Source organism: Pigmentiphaga sp. NML030171 (genome assembly GCF_002188635.1).
Lineage (GTDB): Bacteria > Pseudomonadota > Gammaproteobacteria > Burkholderiales > Burkholderiaceae_B > Pigmentiphaga > Pigmentiphaga daeguensis.
On sequence record NZ_NINX01000024.1, the window covers coordinates 51,583 to 67,599 of the forward strand.

14 protein-coding genes are annotated in these 16,017 nt (G+C 68.3%); 6 read left to right on the plus strand and 8 right to left on the minus strand.

Features of this window, described 5'->3' with window-relative positions; all coding sequences use genetic code 11:
- The first annotated feature begins 96 nt into the window (after nucleotides 1-96).
- Nucleotides 97-1,845 carry a GGDEF domain-containing phosphodiesterase gene (locus CDO46_RS06415; protein WP_165963180.1) on the plus strand — a complete coding sequence of 583 codons (1,749 nt, stop codon included), beginning with the start codon at nucleotides 97-99 and terminating at the stop codon, nucleotides 1,843-1,845.
- Nucleotides 1,846-1,898: 53 nt separating this feature from the next.
- Here the strand turns inward: CDO46_RS06415 and CDO46_RS06420 are convergent, their stop codons facing one another.
- From CDO46_RS06420 to CDO46_RS06435, 4 genes are all read right to left on the minus strand, one after another.
- Complete coding sequence (locus CDO46_RS06420; RefSeq protein ID WP_087837733.1) at nucleotides 1,899-2,768, minus strand: proteasome-type protease; 870 nt, start codon at nucleotides 2,766-2,768, stop codon at nucleotides 1,899-1,901.
- An 89-nt stretch (nucleotides 2,769-2,857) separates the two neighbouring features.
- A complete protein-coding gene (locus tag CDO46_RS06425; RefSeq protein WP_087837734.1) occupies nucleotides 2,858-3,649 on the minus strand; it encodes a transglutaminase family protein in 792 nt (263 codons plus the stop codon).
- Nucleotides 3,650-3,662: 13 nt separating this feature from the next.
- Nucleotides 3,663-4,616, minus strand: coding sequence for an alpha-E domain-containing protein (locus CDO46_RS06430; RefSeq protein ID WP_087837735.1), 954 nt, complete (start codon nucleotides 4,614-4,616; stop codon nucleotides 3,663-3,665).
- Nucleotides 4,610-6,061 carry a circularly permuted type 2 ATP-grasp protein gene (locus tag CDO46_RS06435; protein WP_087837736.1) on the minus strand — a complete coding sequence of 484 codons (1,452 nt, stop codon included), beginning with the start codon at nucleotides 6,059-6,061 and terminating at the stop codon, nucleotides 4,610-4,612. The genes CDO46_RS06430 and CDO46_RS06435 overlap by 7 nt, the downstream gene beginning before the upstream one ends.
- 321 nt (nucleotides 6,062-6,382) lie before the next feature.
- On the opposite strand from CDO46_RS06435, the gene gtdA reads away from it, so the two are divergent.
- From gtdA to maiA, 3 genes are read left to right on the plus strand one after another with little or no spacing between them, the layout of a single operon-like run.
- Nucleotides 6,383-7,435 (plus strand): gentisate 1,2-dioxygenase, encoded by a 1,053-nt coding sequence (gtdA, locus tag CDO46_RS06440; protein ID WP_087837737.1) that lies wholly within the window; start codon nucleotides 6,383-6,385, stop codon nucleotides 7,433-7,435.
- Nucleotides 7,436-7,473: 38 nt separating this feature from the next.
- Nucleotides 7,474-8,172: a fumarylacetoacetate hydrolase family protein gene (locus tag CDO46_RS06445; RefSeq protein ID WP_087837738.1), complete on the plus strand. Its 699-nt coding sequence runs from the start codon at nucleotides 7,474-7,476 to the stop codon at nucleotides 8,170-8,172.
- A 16-nt stretch (nucleotides 8,173-8,188) separates the two neighbouring features.
- Nucleotides 8,189-8,827 (plus strand): maleylacetoacetate isomerase, encoded by a 639-nt coding sequence (gene maiA, locus CDO46_RS06450; protein ID WP_087837739.1) that lies wholly within the window; start codon nucleotides 8,189-8,191, stop codon nucleotides 8,825-8,827.
- Between the two features lie 796 nt (nucleotides 8,828-9,623).
- Here the strand turns inward: maiA and CDO46_RS06455 are convergent.
- Entirely contained in the window at nucleotides 9,624-10,946 is a 1,323-nt protein-coding gene (locus CDO46_RS06455; RefSeq protein ID WP_087837740.1) for an aspartate aminotransferase family protein, read from the minus strand.
- 62 nt (nucleotides 10,947-11,008) lie between these two features.
- Between CDO46_RS06455 and CDO46_RS06460 the strand changes: the two genes are divergently transcribed.
- Both CDO46_RS06460 and CDO46_RS06465 read left to right on the plus strand, forming a co-directional pair.
- A complete protein-coding gene (locus CDO46_RS06460) occupies nucleotides 11,009-11,689 on the plus strand; it encodes a Fe2+-dependent dioxygenase (protein WP_087837741.1) in 681 nt (226 codons plus the stop codon).
- Between the two features lie 20 nt (nucleotides 11,690-11,709).
- Entirely contained in the window at nucleotides 11,710-12,825 is a 1,116-nt protein-coding gene (locus CDO46_RS06465; RefSeq protein ID WP_087837742.1) for an alpha-hydroxy acid oxidase, read from the plus strand.
- Nucleotides 12,826-12,829: 4 nt separating this feature from the next.
- Here CDO46_RS06465 and CDO46_RS06470 read toward each other — a convergent pair whose 3' ends face one another.
- The 3 genes from CDO46_RS06470 to CDO46_RS06480 all read right to left on the minus strand — a co-directional run bounded on the left by CDO46_RS06470 (nucleotide 12,830) and on the right by CDO46_RS06480 (nucleotide 16,015).
- Nucleotides 12,830-13,810, minus strand: a complete 981-nt coding sequence (locus tag CDO46_RS06470; protein WP_087837743.1) for a tripartite tricarboxylate transporter substrate binding protein — start codon at nucleotides 13,808-13,810, stop codon at nucleotides 12,830-12,832.
- Nucleotides 13,811-14,019: 209 nt separating this feature from the next.
- Entirely contained in the window at nucleotides 14,020-15,222 is a 1,203-nt protein-coding gene (gene fdhA / locus CDO46_RS06475; RefSeq protein ID WP_087837744.1) for a formaldehyde dehydrogenase, glutathione-independent, read from the minus strand.
- 67 nt (nucleotides 15,223-15,289) lie between these two features.
- Entirely contained in the window at nucleotides 15,290-16,015 is a 726-nt protein-coding gene (locus CDO46_RS06480; protein WP_087837968.1) for an alpha/beta fold hydrolase, read from the minus strand.
- Nucleotides 16,016-16,017 lie beyond the last annotated feature (2 nt).

The window sequence follows — 16,017 nt, forward strand, 5'->3', positions numbered from 1 at the left end:
TCATCGCCCGCCGCGCCCAGGCCGCTTGTGATTCAATATATGCCGCGCCGGCGGGGCCGGCACAACAGAATGTCCTGGTCGTGGAGGAATGAGACCGTGCACAACGATGCGGGCGCCACGACGGCGTGGTCCGCTCAGCAATGGACCGCCACCGCCTACCAATTGGCGATGCAGTCGGCCCCTTGCGGCATATTCATGTGCGATGCGCATGGCGTGTTCACCATGGTGAATCCCGCCTACGAACGCATCACGGGTTATTCCTCCAGCCAGTTGATCGGCAAGCTGCGCTTCGACGCACTGCATGACCCGTCGGAACTGGCCTTGCGCCAGGGCGAACTGGCTTCGCCGCCGGTGCGCGACATCGTGGGCCTGCATCCCGACTCTGAAATGATCGCCAGCCAGGGCGCCGAAGCCGACTGGACCTACCTGCGCCGCAACGGCGCGCGTGTCACCGTCACGCTGGCCCTGAGCCGGCTGACCCAGGCCGACGGCCAGACCGCCGGCTACGTGGGCACGGTGTTCGACAACTCGCGCCGCCCCCGCAATGGCCTGCAGCTCTGGCATCTGCTGCACCACGACCCGCTGACGGGCCTGCCCAACCAGGAACTGCTGGAGGAGCGCCTGGGGCTGGCGCTGGAACGCGCGAAAACCGGCAGCGATCCGGTCCTGCTCGTGCTGCTGGAGCTGGACAACCTGCGCAAGCTGCGCGATACCCTCGGCCATGCCGCCGCCGACATCGCCATCAAGCAGGTGGCTGCCCGCCTGAAACGCCTGTGCGGCGACGAGCATGTGCTGGGGCTGATGCGCGGCTCGCTGTTCGTCATGATCTCCACCGGCCGCAACACGCTGTCCGCCGAGCGCGAAGCCGCGCTGCTGGCCGAGGTATCGCGGCCCATCCCGTTCGCGTCGGCGACCCTGCACGTCAGCGCCAGCATCGGGGTCAGCTCCTATCCCACCGCCGGCAATGACGCGCGCGCGCTGCTGCAACGGGCCATGCTGGCCCTGCACGCCGCCAGCCGCAGCGGCGGCGGCACCGCCCGCCACTTCGACTTCGGCATGCAGACCCAGTCGGCGCGCCGCAACCATCTCGAAAGCCTGCTGCGCGAGGCGGTGGAAACACGGCAGTTCTCGCTGGCCTACCAACCGCAGGTCGACCTGCGCACCGGCCACATCACCCGCACCGAGACGCTGCTGCGCTGGCAGCACCCGCGGCTCGGCGCCGTGGGGCCCGCCGAGTTCGTGCCCATGGCGGAAGACCTGGGCCTGATGGACGAGCTGGGCGCGTGGGTCGTCGATACCGCCTGCCAGCAGGCCGTGCGCCTGCATGCCAAGTTCGGCCAGTCGCCGTGCATGGCCATCAATATCTCTCCCACCCAGTTGCGCGATCGCAAGCTTTACGGCGTGGTCGCTTCCGCGCTCGAACGCTGGCAATTGCCGCCGGGCTATCTCGAACTCGAGATCACCGAAGGCCTGCTGCTGGACAACACCCGCCAGGTCTCGGACACGCTGCAAAGCCTGCGCAAACTGGGCGTGGCCATTGCCATCGACGATTTCGGCACGGGCTATTCCAGCTTCGCCTACCTGGCCCGCTTCCCGGTCAACCGCATCAAGATCGACCGCTCGCTGGTGCGGGCGATCTCGTCGGTCAAGAACGGCGACGCCATCATCAGCGCCATCATAGGCATGGCCCATGCGCTGGGCATCAAGGTCACCGCCGAAGGCGTGGAGACCGCGGCCCATGCCCGCCGCCTGGGCGAACTGGGCTGCGATGAGGCGCAGGGATTCTGGTTCTCGCGGCCGCTGACCGCCCAGGCGCTGGAGAACGCGCTGGCGCCCATCGCCTGAAGTCTAGGGCCTGTTCACGCGGGAAGGAGGCTCGCACAGGCCGGGAATGGGTCCTAGTCCGGTCCGGACGGCCCGCCCTGCGCTTGCGCCAGGGTCTGCGCCTGGGCCGGCTCGTGCACCGATCTATAGGGCCCATGCCCCGGTGCCAGGGGCGGTTCCGAGCGCATCGGCGACTTGCCTTGCGGCAGCGCCGAGACCGGGGCCCATTGCGGGTCGGGAATCTCGGCGAATACCTGGCGGAGCCGCTCGCCCCACGACGAGTGGATCATCCGGAAATAGTCGTTGTCGTGGTCGATCATCGCGAATTTGGTCACGCGCAGGCTGTCCTTCTCGTACACCAGCAGGTCCAGCGGCAGGCCGACCGACACATTGGACCGCAGCGTGGAATCCATCGAGATCAGCGCGCACTTGGCCGCCTCGTCCAGCGGCATCGAGGGCGTCAGCACACGATCCAGGATGGGCTTGCCGTACTTGGCCTCGCCGATCTGGAAATACGGGCTCATGGTCGAGGCCTCGATGAAATTGCCCGCGGCATAGATCTGGAACAGCCGCATCGGCTGTCCCTGGATCTGGCCGCCCAGCAGGAAGCTGCAATTGAACTCGATGTTGAAATCGCCCAGCGCGCTGCCGTGCATGCGATGGACTTCGCGCACGGCCCGGCCCACCAGGCAGGCCGCCTCGAACATGTTGGGCACGTTCCACGGCGTGGGCAGGTCCGGGTCCGAGGGTTCGGACAGCAACTGCACGACCGACTGGGTCAGCGCCAGATTGCCGGCCGTCAACAGCACCATGACGCGCTCGCCGGGCTGCTCGAACACGGTCATCTTGCGGAAAGTGCTGACGTGGTCCACGCCCGCGTTGGTACGCGTGTCCGCCAGGAACACCAGGCCCTGGTCCACGCGCGTCGCCACACAATAGGTCATACCGGAATCATGCTGGTCGGAATATTGAACAATTCTAGCGCCGGCTTCCGAGGGGCGCATGGATGGGCAGGCCCCCGCCGTGCGGGGGCTCATTGCCCGGCGCCCACCCTGACGTCGACCGCCATCGCCTCGGCGCCGCCCCCCACCCGCATGCCGCGGACCGGCGCGGCGCTGTCGTAGTCGGCACCGACAGCGATGCGGCAATAGGGGCCGGAAGCATAGCGGCCATGGGTCACGTCCACGGAAACCCAGCCTTCGTCCAGCCAGACATCGGCCCACGCATGGCTGGCCGCATGCGGGACGTCGCCCGGATCGATATAGCCGCTGACATAGCGCGCCGGCACGCCCTGGGCGCGGCAGCAGGCGATGAGCAGGTGGGAATGGTCCTGGCATACGCCCTGGCCCAGCGCCAGCGCCTCGGCCGCGGTGCTGGTCACCTGGGTGATGCCGGAACGGTAGGCCACGCGCTCCTGGATGCGGCACGCCAGCTCGAGCAGGGCCGACGGCCTGTCCAGCGGCCCGGTGTCGCCCGCCAGTTCGCGCACGGCCGCGTCGGCCTCGGTCAGCCGCGTCGCGCAGGTGAAATGTTCGAGCGGGATGCGCCCCGGGCCTTCCCCCAGCCGCCCGTCGCGCAGCGGCGTCGTCTCGACCTCGCCGCGCACGGCGAACTTCATCTCCGACAAGGGCCGCGTCATGACCAGCATCTGGACCGCGTTGCCATAGGCGTCCGTGGCCATGTCCAGCTTGCCGGGCGCGTTCAGGTCCCAATGGACGACGACCTGCGCCGGACCCGATCCCGGCACCAGCCGCAGTTGCTGGATCGAGTAGAGCACCGGCGCATCGTAGCGATAGGTGGTCTCGTGATGGATGAACAGGCGCATGATGGATATCCCTTCAGACGGTCAAGGGCAGGAGGAAGGCCGCGCTGATCTTGTTGCCCAGGATGGCGATGCGCCCCAGGAACTCGGTCAGGTACAGGTGCAGGCCTCGGGACAGGATGGGCCGTATCTCGGCATACAGCAATTCGGCGCGCAGCCGGCCGGCCTCGCGCTCGCAATCGCGGGAGTTGTCCGTCCTGAGCATGGCAAGGTTCTCGCACACGTGGTCCAGCGAGGCAAGCAGCGATCTCGGCATGGACGGGTTCAGGATCAGCAGCTCGGCCACGCGTTCGGGGACCAGCACGTCCCGATAGACTTGCCGGTATGTCTCCAGCCCCGACACCGAACTCAGGATGGAGGTCCAGTAATAGAAATCGTCGAGCGGCGCCCCGGAGGACGCGCGCGAGGCCGGCGCGCCGTCGGCGAAGCGCACGTCCAGGATGCGCGCGGTATTGTCCGCGCGCTCCAGGAAGGTCCCCAGCTGGGTGAAATAGAAAGCCTCGTCCTTGAGCGCGGTGCCCAGGGTCACGCCGCGCGACAGGTGCGAACGCAGCTTGACCCACTCGAACACCGAGTCCGGGTCCACCGCCAGCATGCCTTCGTCGATCTGGCGGTTGAAGTCCAGCCAGGTATGGTTGATGGTCTCCCACGACTCCGTCGTCAGCGCGCCGCGCACCGCGCGGGCGTTTTCGCGGGCGGCACGCAGGCTGGACAGGATGCTGGAAGGATTGCCGGGGTCGGCCACCATGAAACGCAGCACGTTGTCCGCCGTCACCGCGTCGTAGCGGCCGGCGAAAACCTCGCCCAGTTCGGATATCGCCAGCACGGCCCGCTGGCTGCGCAGCGCGCTTTCGTCGGTCTGGGGCAGCAGCAGCGCCTTCATGGTGACGTCCAGCATGCGCGCGGTGTTCTCGGCCCGCTCCATGTAGCGGGCCATCCAGAAAAGATGGTCGGCGGTGCGGCTCAGCATGTCTTTTCCTCCGTGCCGGCGCCTTCGACGGCGTCGAGTACCCAGGTATCCTTGGTTCCGCCGCCCTGCGAGGAATTCACGACCAGCGATCCCTCGTGCAGCGCGACGCGTGTCAGGCCGCCCGCCACCATGGAGACATTCCGGCCCGACAGCACGAACGGCCGCAGGTCGATGTGGCGCGGCGCGACGCCTTGCTCGACGAAGGTCGGGCAGGTCGACAGTGCCAGCGTGGGCTGGGCGATGTAGCCCTGCGGCCTGGCCAGCAGACGGGCGCGGAAGGACTCGATCTCGGCGCGGCTTGCCGTCGGGCCCACCAGCATCCCGTAGCCGCCCGCTCCATGCACCTCCTTGACCACCAGCTCCGGCAAGTGCGCGAGCACGTGCGAGAGTTCGTCGGGCTTGCGGCACTGCCAGGTCGGCACATTGCTCAGGATGGGTTCCTCGGACAGATAGAACGCGATCATGTCCGGCACGAAGGGATAGATGGACTTGTCGTCGGCCACCCCGGTCCCGATCGCGTTGGCCAGCGTGACGCGGCCCGCGCGGTACACGGACAGCAGCCCCGGCACCCCCAGCGCCGAGTCGGCGCGGAAGGCGATCGGGTCGAGGAAGTCGTCGTCCAGCCGGCGATAGATCACATCCACCCGCCTGGGCCCGCGCGTGGTGCGCATGAAAACGGTGTTGTCGGCAACGAACAGGTCGCTGCCCTGCACCAGTTCGACGCCCATCTGCTGCGCCAGGAACGCGTGTTCGAAGTAGGCGGAATTGAAGATGCCCGGCGTCAGCACGACCACGGTGGGATCGTCCACGCCCATGGGCGCGACCGAACGCAGGTTCTCCAGCAGCAGGTCGGGGTAGTGGGCCACGGGCGCGATCCGGTTCTGCACGAACAGCTCCGGGAAGAGCCGCATCATCATCTTGCGGTTCTCCAGCATGTAGGACACGCCCGACGGTACCCGCAGGTTGTCCTCGAGCACGTAGAACGTGCCGTCGCGGTCGTCGCCGGCCTTGACGATATCAACCCCGGCGATATGGGCATAGATGTCGCGCGGCACGTCCACGTCCTGCATCTCGGGCCGGTACTGGGCATTGGTGTAGACCTGCTCGGCGGGCACCACGCCGGCGCGCACGATGTGGCGTTCGTGGTAGACATCGTGGATGAACATGTTCAGCGCGCGCACCCGCTGGGCCATGCCCCGCTGCAGCAACTGCCATTCGTCCGCGGGGATGATGCGCGGGATCAGGTCGAACGGGATCAGCCGTTCCACGTCGCCGGCATCGCCCCCCAGCGCGAAAGTGATGCCGACCCGCCGGAACACCAGATCGGCCTCCGCTCGCTTGCGCGCCATGGTGTCGCCGCTCTGGCGGTCCAGCCAGGCGCAGAACCGCTGGTAGTGCCGGCGCACGACGCCGGTCTCGAATTGCATCTCGTCGTAGGACAGCATGGGCACCTTCGTTCCTGGCCATATCCGAAGCTGCTCAAGCAAGGGCCGTACCGGGATGGCAATGCACGCGCATCGTGCGCGGACACGTGCCGCGGCGGCAGGGCCGCCGGAAAACGCACCATGCGGAAGAACGCGTGCGCCGATCGGAAACCATGCGGCACCAGGGCGGTGCACGGTGCCTCGCCGCGTCGATCGGCGAGCCATATTCTTATTGATATGGTTGATAAGATAATTTCATATCATTTTGCATACCTCGACGCATACAATGGCCCGGACACGGACGCGGGCATGCCGCGCCACCCTGCCAGACACGGAGACCCCATGCTCGACAAGACCGCTCCCGATGCCGCGCGCCGCGCCTATTACGACCGCATCGCGCAGAAGAACCTGAGCCCCCTCTGGGAATCCCTGCACACCCTCGTCCCGCCCCAGCCGCAGCCGCGATGCGTGCCCGCGATCTGGAAGTACGAGAAGCTGCGCGCCGACGTCATGGAGTCGGGCTCCATCATCAGCGCCGAGGAAGCCGTGCGCCGGGTGTTGATCCTGGAGAACCCCGGCCTGAAGGGCCAGTCGGCCATCACCCAGACGCTGTACGCGGGCCTGCAACTGATCCTGCCCGGCGAGATCGCTCCCAGCCACCGCCACACCCAGTCGGCCCTGCGCTTCATCGTCGAAGGCAAGGGCGCCTACACGGCGGTCAACGGCGAACGCACCACCATGCATCCCGGCGACTTCATCATCACGCCGTCCTGGACCTGGCACGACCACGGCAATCCCGCCGAAGCCGAAGGCGGCGAGCCGGTGGTGTGGCTGGACGGCCTGGACATCCCGCTGCTGCGGTCGCTGGATGCCGGCTTCGCCGAGAACTATCCCGAGGCCTCGCAGCCCGTCATGCGTCCCGAGGGGGACAGCTTCGCGCGCTACGGCTACAACATGGCGCCCGTGCGCCACACCTTCAGCGGCACCTCCTCGCCCATCTTCAACTATCCCTACGAACGCTCGCGCGAAGCCCTCGACCAGTTGGCGCGCCGCGGCGAACTCGACCCCTGGGACGGCGTCAAGCTGCGCTACGTGAACCCCGCCACCGGCGGCTACCCCATGCCCACCATGGCGACCTTCATGCAATGGCTGCCGGCCGGTTTCCAGGGCAAGACCTACCGCACCTCGGACTCCACCGTGTTCAGCGTGGTCGAGGGCCAGGGCAGCGTGCGCATCGGCGACGAAGTCTTCCAGTTCGGACCGCGCGACGTGTTCGCGGTCCCGCCCTGGAAGCCGGTGCAACTGGCCGCGCTCGAAGACGCGGCGCTCTTCAGCTATTCTGATCGTCCGGTGCAGGCCGCGCTGGGGCTGCTGCGCGAAGAGCGCATCGCCTGATCTCCTTTCCCATCCCTACACCCAAAGGTTATCCGCCCATGTCGTACGTATTCCAACCCGAAGCGGTCACCACGCTGCCCGTCGCCGGCAGCAACGAACAGTTCCCCGTGCGCCGCGTCTACTGCGTCGGCCGCAACTACGCCGCCCACGCGCGCGAAATGGGCTTCGACCCCGACCGCGAACCGCCGTTCTTCTTCTGCAAGCCGGCCGACGCCGTGGTGGCCGTGCCCTACGGCACGACGCTGGACCTGCCCTACCCGTCCGAGACCTCGAACTTCCACTACGAGATCGAACTGGTCGCCGCCATCGGCAAGTCCGGCTCCAACATCCCCGTCGAACAGGCGCTGGAATACGTCTGGGGCTACGCCGTCGGGCTGGACATGACCCGCCGCGACCTGCAGATCAAGATGCGCGAGGTCGGCCGTCCCTGGGAACTCGGCAAGGCCTTCGACCAGAGCGCGCCCACCGCTCCCCTGCACAAGGCCTCCGACGTCGGCAACATGGACAACGCCGAGCTGTGGCTCAAGGTGAACGGCCAGGACAAGCAGCGCAGCGATACTTCCAAGCTGATCTGGTCCATCGCCGAGACCGTGGCCTACCTGTCCAAGTACTTCCGCCTGGAACCGGGCGACCTGATCTTCACCGGCACCCCCGAAGGCGTGGGCCCGGTGGTCAAGGGCGACCTGATGGAAGGCGGCGTGGCCGGCCTGGGCGAACTGAAGGTCCGCGTGGTCTGAGGCCGGACGAGCCGACATGGAACTCTACAGTTTCTTCAACAGCTCGACCTCGTACCGGGTCCGCATCGCGCTGGGGCTCAAGGGCCTGGCCTACGAATACCGCGGCGTCAACATCCGCAAGCTGGAACACCGCGCGGCGGACTACGTGGCCAGGAACCCCTCGGCCAACGTCCCACTGCTGGTCGACGGCGAGGTGCAACTGGGGCAGTCGCTGGCCATCATCGACTACCTCGACGCCACCTATCCCGAGCCGCGCCTGATCCCCCAGGACAAGATGCGGCGCGCCCGCGTGCTCGAGGTCGCGCTGGCCATCGCCTGCGACATCCATCCGGTCAACAACCTGCGCATCCTGAAGTACCTCACCGACGTCATCGGCGTCACCGAGGAACAGAAGAAGGCCTGGTACGACCACTGGATCCAGGACGGCCTGGCCGCCGTCGAGCGCCTGCTCCAGGCCCACGGCTCCGGCCCGTACTGCTTCGGCGACGCGCCCACGCTGGCCGACTGCTGCCTGGTCCCCCAGGTCGGCAACGCCCAGCGCATGGGCTGCGACACCTCGGCCTACCCCCGGGTGATGGCCGTGTACGAGCACTGCCAGCAGCAGCCGGCCTTCCAGCAGGCCGCGCCGGCCAAACAGCCGGACTATAGTAGTTAGTTACCCCCCCCTACGCCCTTACGGGCGCCCCCCAGGGGGCGATGCGGGTGGACCGGCGGAGCCGGATCCACCGCATCCTGGGTCTAGTAGGACCATCTTGGGTCGTAGCACGGTTGCTATCGCTGGCTGCCAGCGGTAGCAACGGTGTGGCGTACCAAAAAACCGGTACTAGACCCAGGGCGCCGCGGATCCGGCTTTGCCGGTCCGCTAGTGCCGCCCCCTTGAGGGGGAGCGGCCAAAGGCCGCTTGGGGGTGGGCTTCCCTGACCGGCGGAGCCGGATCCACTGCATCCTGGGTCTAGTGGGACCATCTTGGGTCGTAGCACGGTTGCTATCGCTGGCTGCCAGCGGTAGCAGCGGTGTGGCGTACCAAAAAACCGGTACTAGACCCAGGGCGCCGCGGATCCGGCTTTGCCGGTCCGCTAGTGCCGCCCCTTGAGGGGGAGCGGCCAAAGGCCGCTTGGGGGTGGGCTTCCCTGACCGGCGGAGCCGGATCCACCGCATCCTGGGTCTAGTGGGACCATCTTGGGTCGTAGCACGGTTGCTATCGCTGGCTGCCAGCGGTAGCAGCGGTGTGGCGTACCAAAAAACCGGTACTAGACCCAGGGCGCCGCGGATCCGGCTTTGCCGGTCCGCTAGTGCCGCCCCTTGAGGGGCGCGGCCATAGGCCGCGTGGGGTGGGCTCTCCTGCCGGTCCGCCAGTGCCGCCCCCTTGAGGGGGAGCGGCCGAAGGCCGCTTGGGGGTGGGTTTCCCCGACCGGCGGAGCCGGATCCACCGCATCCTGGGCCGTGGGGCGCTACCGCACGGAGTCGAGCGCCTTGTTCACCACGGAAAACAGCACGCCTATCTGCTCTTCGTCGATGATGAGCGGCGGCGAGAACGCCAGGATGTCGCCGGTGAATCGCACCAGCACTCCCGCCTTCAGGCAGGCCAGGAACGCCTCGTAGGCGCGCGCCCCCGGCTGTCCCGCGCGCGGCTCCAGCTCGATCGCCGCCGCCATCCCGATGTTGCGGATGTCCTTCACGTGCGGCGCTCCCCGCAGGCCGTGCACCGCGGACTCGAACGCCGGCTCCAGGCTGGCCGCGCGCGCGAACAGCCCTTCCTTCTCGTACAGGTCGAGCGTGGCCACCGCGGCCGCCGCCGCGGCGGGGTGTCCCGAATAGGTGTAGCCGTGGAAAAGCTCGATCGCGTTGCCCGGCCCCGCCGCCATGATCGTGTCGTGGATCTCCCGCGACACCGCCACCGCGCCCATGGGGATGACGGCATTGTTGACGCCCTTGGCCATCGTCAGCAGGTCCGGCGTCACCCCGAAGCGCTGCGCCGCGGTGGCCGCGCCCAGCCGGCCGAAGGCGGTGATCACTTCGTCGAAGATCAACGGAATGCCATGGCGCGTGCACAGCTCGCGCAGGCGCTCCAGGTAGCCGACCGGCGGCACGATCACACCCGCCGAACCGGCCATGGGCTCGACGATGACCCCCGCCACCGTGGAAGGATCGTGCAAGGCCAGCAGCCGCTCCAGGTCGTCGGCCAGGTGGGCGCCCCAGGCCGGCTGCCCGCGCGTGAACGCGGCCTGGGCGATGTTCAGCGTGGCCGGCAGGTGGTCCACGCCGGGCATCAGGTTGCCCGCATAGGCCTTGCGGTTGGCGCCGATGCCGCCCACCGACATGCCGCCGAAGCCCACTCCGTGATAGCCGCGTTCGCGGCCGATGAAACGGGTGCGCTGGCCTTCGCCGCGCGCGCGGTGGTAGGCCAGCGCGATCTTGAGCGCGGTATCGACCGATTCGGACCCCGAGTTCGTAAAGAAGATGCGGTCCAGCCCCGGAGGCATCAGCGCGGCCAGCCGGCCGGCGGCCTCGAACGCCAGCGGATGCCCCATCTGGAAAGGCGGCGCATAGTCCAGCGCGCGCATCTGCGCGTGCACGGCTTCGATGATCTCCTCGCGCCCGTGCCCGGCGTTGCAGCACCACAGGCCGGCGGTGCCGTCCAGGACCCGGTGGCCATCGGCATCGGTGTAGTACATGCCCTTGGCCGACACCAGCAGCCTGGGCGCGGCCTTGAACTGGCGATTGGCGGTGAAGGGCATCCAGAGGGATTGCAGGTCGGGCAACTCGGCGGGCATGCGGGGCTCCTGGTTGGGCGGCAAGGGTAAACTTGCCGGGATACCCACGAGGATACTCCGCCATGATGCTGACCCTTCCCGACGTGCTGACGGCCGAGCAGGTGGCGCGCTGCCGGCAGGCGCTGGCGGGCGCCTCCTGGACCGATGGCCGAACCACGGCCGGCCACATGGCGGTCCACGCCAAGCACAACCGGCAACTGGCCGCCGACGACCCGCTGGGCGCGCAACTGGGCAACCTGATCCTGGACGCGCTGGGCGCCAATCCGCTGTTCATTTCCGCCACGCTGCCGCTGAAGGTGCTGCCGCCGGCCTTCAATCGCTACGAAGGCGGCGGCAACTACGGCAATCACATCGACAATGCCATCCGCAGCCTGCCCGGCACCGCGCACCGCGTGCGCACCGACATCTCCGCCACGCTGTTCCTGACGCCGCCCGAGGACTACGACGGCGGCGAGCTCGTGGTCGAGGACACCTACGGCGCCCACCGCGTCAAGCTGCCCGCCGGCCACCTGGTGATCTATCCCGGCACCAGCCTGCACCGGGTCACCCCCGTGACCCGCGGCGCCCGCGTCTCGGCCTTCTTCTGGGTGCAGAGCCTGGTGCGCGACGAAATCCGGCGCGAAACTCTGTATCGAATGGACACGGCCATCCAGCAGTTGTCCCGCGAAGTCCCGGGCAGCGATGCCCTGGTCCAGTTGACCGGCATCTACCACAACCTGCTGCGGCAATGGTCGCAGACCTGACCCGGCGCCCGGGAACCGACATGCCGCTGCCTCCCCTGACGCAGATTCCGCCGCAGATCGCCGCCGTGGCCGACTACGAGGACTATGCGCGCGAGCGCATGAGCGATGCCGCCTGGGCCTATCTGTCGGGCGGCGCTGCCGACGAACACACGCTGCGCGCCAACCGCGAAGCCTATGTCCGCGTGCGCATCCAGCCCCGGGTGCTGCGTGACCTGGCCGGCGGCGGCACCGGACTCGATCTGCTGGGCACGCCGCTGCCCTTCCCCGTCCTGCTCGCCCCGGTGGCCTACCAGAAGCTGGTCCATCCTCAGGGCGAACTGGCCAGCGTGCTGGCGGCATCGGCCATGAAAACCGTGATGGTGGCCAGTACGCAGTCGAGCATCGGCCTCGAGGACATGGCGCGGGCGGCCGAGGCGCCGCTGTGGTTCCAGCTTTATTTCCAGCGCGAGCGCGACGATACCCTGCGGCTGGTCCGGCGCGCCGAGGCCGCCGGGTACCGCGCACTGGTGGTCACCGTGGACGCGCCCATCAACGGCGTGCGCAACCGCGAACAGCGGCTGGGCTTCGGCCTGCCGCCGGACGTGGAAGCCGTCAACCTGCGGGGCATGCGCCCCATGGCGGGCGCCGTGGCGCGGGCCGGCGAAAGCGCCATCTTCGGCAGCGGCGCGCTGGACGGCGCCCCGTCCTGGGACGACATCGCCTGGCTGCGCTCGGCCACCCGGCTGCCCCTGGTGCTCAAGGGCATCCTGGCGCCGGCCGATGCCCGGCTGGCGATCGACGCCGGCGCGGCCGCCATCGTCGTGTCCAATCACGGCGGCCGCGGCCTGGACACGGTGCCCGCCACGCTGGAGGCCCTGCCCTGGGTCGCGGCCGAAGTGGCCGGCCGCCTGCCCGTCCTGATGGATGGCGGCATCCGGCGCGGCACCGACGTCTTCAAGGCACTGGCGCTGGGCGCCACCGCCGTGATGGTGGGCCGGGGCTACGTGCATGGATTGGCGGCGGCCGGTGCCGTCGGCGTCATCCACGTGCTGCACATGCTGCGCACCGAGTTCGAGATCGCGATGGCCCTGGCTGGCTGCCGCACGCTGCAGGACATCGGCCGCAACGCGCTCTGGCCCCACCCGGCCATCGCCTGAAGCCTTACATCGGCTCGATGCCCGCGGCCTTCACGAGCTGGGCGTTCGACTCGATTTCATCCTTGATGTAGGCATCGAACTTCTCGGGCGTCAGCACGAAGGCATCGGCGCCCACCGCGGCGAAGCGCGTCTTGACTTCTTCCGTGGCCAGCGCCTTGGCGACCTCGGCCTGCAGCTTGTTGACGATGGAGCGCGGCGTCTTGGACGGCACCATCATGCCTATCCAGAAGTTGAACTCCGATCCCGGCACGCCCGCTTCCGCGGTGGTCGGCACGTCGGGCAGGATGCTGGAGCGGCGCGGCGACCCGACCGCCAGCGGCACCAGGTGGCCTTCCTTGATCTGGCCGATGACCGGCGCCACCGGCGAGAAGTAATAATCGACGCGGCCGCTGATGACCTCGGCGACGGCCTCGGGCGATCCCTTGAAGGGGATGTGCGTGGCATCGATCTTGGCCTGCAGCCGGAAGCGCTCGGCGTTCAGGTGCGTGGCGCTGCCGGTGCCCGACGATGCGTAGTTGAGCGTGCCCGGGCGGCTGCGCGCGGTGGACAGCAGTTGCGACAAGGACTTGATGTTCTTGGACGGCGCGATCACCAGCACGTTGGGCAGCGTCGAGATCGGTGTCACGCCGGCGAAGTCCTTCACCGTGTCGAAAGGCAGCTTGGCGAAGGTGGACGGGTTGACCGTATGCGACGAGGAGTGGATCAGGATCGTGTAGCCGTCGGGCGTGGCCTGGGCGACCTGGGCCGCGCCTATGGTGCCGCCGGCCCCGGCCCGGTTCTCGACCACCACCGGCTGGCCCAGGCTGGCGCCGAGCTTGTCGGTGATGGCGCGGGCGATGATGTCGGTCGTGCTGCCCGCCGTGAACGGCACGATCACGCGGATGGGCTTGGTCGGGTAGGCGGCATCCTGGGCACCGGCCGGCGCGTGGGCCAGGGCGATCAGGCACGATACCGGAGCGAGTGCTGCGGCGCGGACGAAGTTCATGGTTGTCTCCTGGTGCGGTGTCTTTATACGCATGCGACCGGTGCGGCACGAACGCCGGACCAGCCGTTCGCGCTTAATTCACCTTTTGGTGAATTGCAGGAGAATAATGAAACACGGCGCCCCCAACGTCAATCGTTGGCGGGCGCCGTGGGCCTCGGTACATTCCCTAGGGTGGAGGAAACGCGGGCGCGAGCCCGCGTCCAGGACGGTCAGGCGGCCTTGGGCAACTGGCCGTGCGGATCGATGACGAATTTCTTGGGCGCGCCGGCGTCGAATTCGGCATAGCCCTTGGGCGCCTCGTCCAGCGTGATGACTTCCACGCCGACGACCTCGGCGATCTTGATGCGGTCCCACAGGATGGCCTGCATCAGCGCACGGTTGTACTTCATCACCGGCGTCTGGCCCGTGAAGAAGCTGTGCGACTTGGCCCAGCCCAGGCCCAGGCGGATGCTGAGCGAACCGTGCTGGGCGGCCTTGTCGACGCCGCCGGGATCGTCCGTCACGTACAGGCCGGGAATGCCGATCTTGCCGGCGGCGCGCGTGACTTCCATCAGCGAATTGAGCACGGTGGCCGGCGCCTCGTGGCGAGCACCCTCGTGTCCATGCCCCCGGGCCTCGAAGCCCACCGCGTCGACGGCGCTGTCCACCTCGGGTACGCCCAGGATCTGCGCGATCTGATCGCCCAGCGACGCATCCTGCGAGAGGTCCACGGTTTCGAAGCCCACCTTGCGCGCGTGCACCAGCCGCGCGGGGTTCACGTCACCGACGATCACCACCGCCGCGCCCAGCAGGCGGGCCGAGGCGGCGGCGGCCAGGCCCACCGGCCCCGCGCCGGCCACGTACACCGTACTGCCCGGCCCCACGCCCGCCGTGACCGCCCCGTGATACCCGGTCGGCAGGATGTCCGACAGGCAGGTCAGGTCGCGGATCTTGGCCAGGGCCTGGTCGCGGTCGGGAAACTTCAACAGGTTGAAGTCGGCGTACGGCACCATGACGTATTCGGCCTGCCCACCTATCCACCCGCCCATGTCGACGTAGCCGTACGCGCCGCCGGCGCGCGAGGGATTGACGTTCAGGCAGACGCCGGTCTGCTGTTCCTTGCACAGCCGGCAGCGGCCGCATGCCACGTTGAACGGCACCGAGACGATGTCGCCCTTCTTCAGGGTCTCGACGTCGCGCCCGGCCTCGAGCACCTCGCCGGTGATCTCGTGGCCCAGCACCAGTCCCGCCGGCGCGGTGGTCCGCCCCCGCACCATGTGCTGGTCCGAACCGCAGATGTTGGTGGAGAGAACCTTGAGGATGACTCCATGCTCGATGGACTTGCCGGCCGGATTCACCAGTTTGGGGAAGGCGATGCCTTGCACCTCTACCTTGCCTGGACCTACGTAGACGACACCGCGATTGGACGACATGTGAGTCTCCTCTGTGATGACTTCGCGCCGCGGGCCGCGAGCCGGCCCCGCGCGAAGGGTTGCGAAATCAGTGGCGAACCTCCGACCCCAGCCATTGCGCGAGGGCTTCGTTGACCGCGCCGGGTTGCTCCATCGTGGTCATGTGGCCGGCGTCCTCGATGGCGACCAGCGTCGCGCCCGGGATCGCGGCGGCCAGCGTCTCGTGGCGCGACAAGGGGCTCCAGGTGTCCTGCCGCCCGCACAGCACCAGCGTCGGGCAGGCGATGCCCGCCAGTTGGCCCGAGGCGTCGGGCCGGTTCAGCAGGGCATGGATCTGCGCTTCGAACACCTCGGGGGTACGGCGCTCGATCATGTCCAGCACGGCCTCGAACACCGGGCCGTCCAGCCGGTCGGGATGCACCATGCCGCGTGCCCAGACCCGCCCCATTTCGCGCATGCCCGATTCGCGCGCGGTCTTGAGCAGCGCCAGCCGCCCGGCGCGCTCGGACTCTCCCGCGATGCCCTTGGCCAGGCCCTGGTAGCCGGTATCCATCAACGCCAGGCGCAGCACGCGCTGCGGCGCCAGGCGCGTGACCTCCAGGGCGACGCGCCCGCCCATGGAATGGCCGGCCAGGTTGAACCGCTCGGCCGGCGCATGCCGCAGCACGTGCTCGGCCATCGCCGTGAGCGTATCCAGCGTGCCATAGTCGGGCACCTGGCATTCGCACTGCGCGCCGAAGCGCGCGCGCTGCCCTTCCCAGACAGCGGCATCGCACAGCAGGCCCGGCAGCAGCACCAGGGGCGGATTCGACAGAC

What these genes read in the sequence shown, in the direction of transcription:
- CDO46_RS06470 (WP_087837743.1), bottom strand. Translation starts at nt 13,810, where the DNA reads ATGAACTTCGTCCGCGCCGCAGCACTCGCTCCGGTATCGTGCCTGATC.
- maiA (WP_087837739.1), top strand. Translation starts at nt 8,189, where the DNA reads ATGGAACTCTACAGTTTCTTCAACAGCTCGACCTCGTACCGGGTCCGC.
- CDO46_RS06445 (WP_087837738.1), top strand. Translation starts at nt 7,474, where the DNA reads ATGTCGTACGTATTCCAACCCGAAGCGGTCACCACGCTGCCCGTCGCC.
- CDO46_RS06435 (WP_087837736.1), bottom strand. Translation starts at nt 6,061, where the DNA reads ATGCTGTCCTACGACGAGATGCAATTCGAGACCGGCGTCGTGCGCCGG.
- fdhA (WP_087837744.1), bottom strand. Translation starts at nt 15,222, where the DNA reads ATGTCGTCCAATCGCGGTGTCGTCTACGTAGGTCCAGGCAAGGTAGAG.
- CDO46_RS06465 (WP_087837742.1), top strand. Translation starts at nt 11,710, where the DNA reads ATGCCGCTGCCTCCCCTGACGCAGATTCCGCCGCAGATCGCCGCCGTG.
- CDO46_RS06455 (WP_087837740.1), bottom strand. Translation starts at nt 10,946, where the DNA reads ATGCCCGCCGAGTTGCCCGACCTGCAATCCCTCTGGATGCCCTTCACC.
- CDO46_RS06460 (WP_087837741.1), top strand. Translation starts at nt 11,009, where the DNA reads ATGATGCTGACCCTTCCCGACGTGCTGACGGCCGAGCAGGTGGCGCGC.
- CDO46_RS06425 (WP_087837734.1), bottom strand. Translation starts at nt 3,649, where the DNA reads ATGCGCCTGTTCATCCATCACGAGACCACCTATCGCTACGATGCGCCG.
- CDO46_RS06420 (WP_087837733.1), bottom strand. Translation starts at nt 2,768, where the DNA reads ATGACCTATTGTGTGGCGACGCGCGTGGACCAGGGCCTGGTGTTCCTG.
- gtdA (WP_087837737.1), top strand. Translation starts at nt 6,383, where the DNA reads ATGCTCGACAAGACCGCTCCCGATGCCGCGCGCCGCGCCTATTACGAC.
- CDO46_RS06430 (WP_087837735.1), bottom strand. Translation starts at nt 4,616, where the DNA reads ATGCTGAGCCGCACCGCCGACCATCTTTTCTGGATGGCCCGCTACATG.